Annotated in this window: 2 protein-coding genes; both read left to right on the top strand. The window is 38.3% G+C overall.

The window, feature by feature from the left end; genetic code table 11:
* The first annotated feature begins 940 nt into the window (after positions 1-940).
* Positions 941-1,270 carry a hypothetical protein gene (locus tag L6I86_RS35465; RefSeq protein ID WP_236293632.1) on the top strand — a complete coding sequence of 110 codons (330 nt, stop codon included), beginning with the start codon at positions 941-943 and terminating at the stop codon, positions 1,268-1,270.
* A gap of 289 nt (positions 1,271-1,559) precedes the next feature.
* Positions 1,560-2,204, top strand: a 645-nt coding sequence (locus L6I86_RS35460; RefSeq protein ID WP_236293630.1) for an SDR family oxidoreductase, incomplete at its 3' end; no start/stop codon positions are given.

Below are 2,204 nucleotides of genomic sequence, written 5' to 3'. Positions count from 1 at the left end.
TAGTTATAATGCCTACCGAAGCTCATGATGATACTCGGCTTTTGATACCTTCGAGTGCAATAAAAACGATAGAGCGATGGACCGATACCGACTAGATCGTGTAGGGACACTAAACTAACGTAAGTACGAGATTTCAAGAGTGACATGGAAGCAGTTCCTTATATAATTCGTAGAAGGAATACTTAGAACGGAGGGATGAAATAAGTGGATATTGCCTTAGCTTTATTATCCTTTTTCTTTATGTTGTTTTTCTTAAGTACAATTCGAGCAATTCTAAACAAAGATAAAAGTGACGTACTCATATTCACGACTTCAGTTTTTTTTGCTGCTATTCTCTTTATTAGTGTAGTTGTTTTTGCTCAGTAAGTGCGAGCGGAGAACGATAACGAGATAATAAAAACTGGCTACGGGCTATTGGGCAGCCTATTCAAGTAACGGACAGATTTCTTCAATAAAATGTTATATTAAAGTCAGAAGAATTGATAAAAAAGAATTAACATAACGGGGAATTGAGGTGGATTTGATGGAAATTCATTACCGCCAAATATTAGATATTACTCATGATGGAATCAACTATCTCGATAGTAATGAGCAAACACAAAAAATAAGTTTTATTGAATGTAGGAAGAATTGGGTAGGTAGCTTTATGTAATGAGACAGACGGGATAAACCGCACATTCGAAGATTCATTTTGCGTTGGTTAGCGTGATTGGTTCAGTCAACCTCAATATTTTGAGTTCTTTTCAGAACCAAAAGTTAAGGTAATATTCCCGTATAGTAAAAACTGGTTTTCAATTTTTAGGAATGAAAGAAAGAAAATTAGGAATGAATTCATAAAATTACAATGGAAAATTATTGATTGTGGGCATACCACATATGATTTAGGCTAAATCTGTTATTCAGCTAAGGCAGAACGATAGTTGAACAAACCTAAGAATTTATGCAGCAAATATTTACTGTGGGGTTGATAAATATGTACCAGAAAGTAAAGGACTCGATTAATGAACGCGTACAATTACATTTAAATGATCCGAGAATACCTGACTATTGGAATAAGATAGTTGACTCATTTGAGGATAGCGAACAAATTGCTCTTGATATTTTAAATCAGTGTACAGAGTATGAGATTGACTGGTTACGAGAGGTTTTTGATGATCTTGCCATCAAGTTCCCGTCTGAGAACTACATAAAAACATTAGAATCAATACAGCAGAAATACCCGAAAATAGATATGCAAATTGATATTGAGTTTGCAAAAAAATACATCTAAAAGGGAATATTGGTTCTAAACTAACGGGAAACGTTAGCGCAATAACCAGGGAGCAGATCTCCGCGGTAGCTGCTCCCTGTTCCTATTGAAGTAAACGGCAGCATATTTTCAATATATGGTAATCTATAAAATGGCAAAGGGCAGACAGTTACTGCCCTTTTTTGTATTTACCGCTTGACTTGGTGTTAACACCAAGTTGTAACATGAGCGATGTAATGTTCAAAAGCGTAATGATGCACGTCATTCCGCTCAAAAAGAGAAGGATAGGTGAGAAGAAATGATCGTACCAATGAGGAAGGTAGCTTTAATTACGGGAGGCAACAGAGGGCTTGGATTTGAAACGTCCCGCCAATTGGGGAGTCTAGGGTATACGGTTCTGCTAGGAGCGAGAAACAAGGAGAAAGGGGCAGAAGCGGCAGCAAAACTGCAAGCCCAAGAAATTGATGCGCATTGTATCGAACTGGATGTAACCGATCAAGCCACCATTGACGCAGCAGCTCAGAAAATCTCAATGGAGTATGGAAAACTGGATGTGCTTATTAACAACGCAGGAATTGGTGATATTCATAAATTTACGGATCTGAGCGTAGCAGATTTAAAGAGGTCATTCGACACGAACTTTTTTGGCGCGTTCTCGGTCAGTCAAGCTATGCTCCCCCTCATTGAAAAATCGGATGCCCCGCGAATTGTCAATATTTCAAGCTCTATAGGATCTATAACGCTGCATAGCGACCCGGCTAGTGGCGTATATCCTTTAAAGGCATTGGCCTATAGTAGTTCCAAAACTGCACTGAACCAGCTTACCACTCATCTTGCTTTTACTTTGAAAGATACTCCTGCTAAAGTAAATTCTATTTGCCCTGGTTTTGTTGCTACCGATTTCAATAACGGATACGGCGATCTGACACCGGAACAAGGTTCACGAATCATTGTC

Origin of the sequence: Paenibacillus allorhizoplanae, assembly GCF_927798215.1 — a bacterium.
Classification (GTDB): Bacteria; Bacillota; Bacilli; order Paenibacillales; family NBRC-103111; genus Paenibacillus_E; species Paenibacillus_E allorhizoplanae.
Note: the sequence above shows the minus strand (reverse complement) of the source record. Positions and strands in the feature narration are given on the sequence as shown.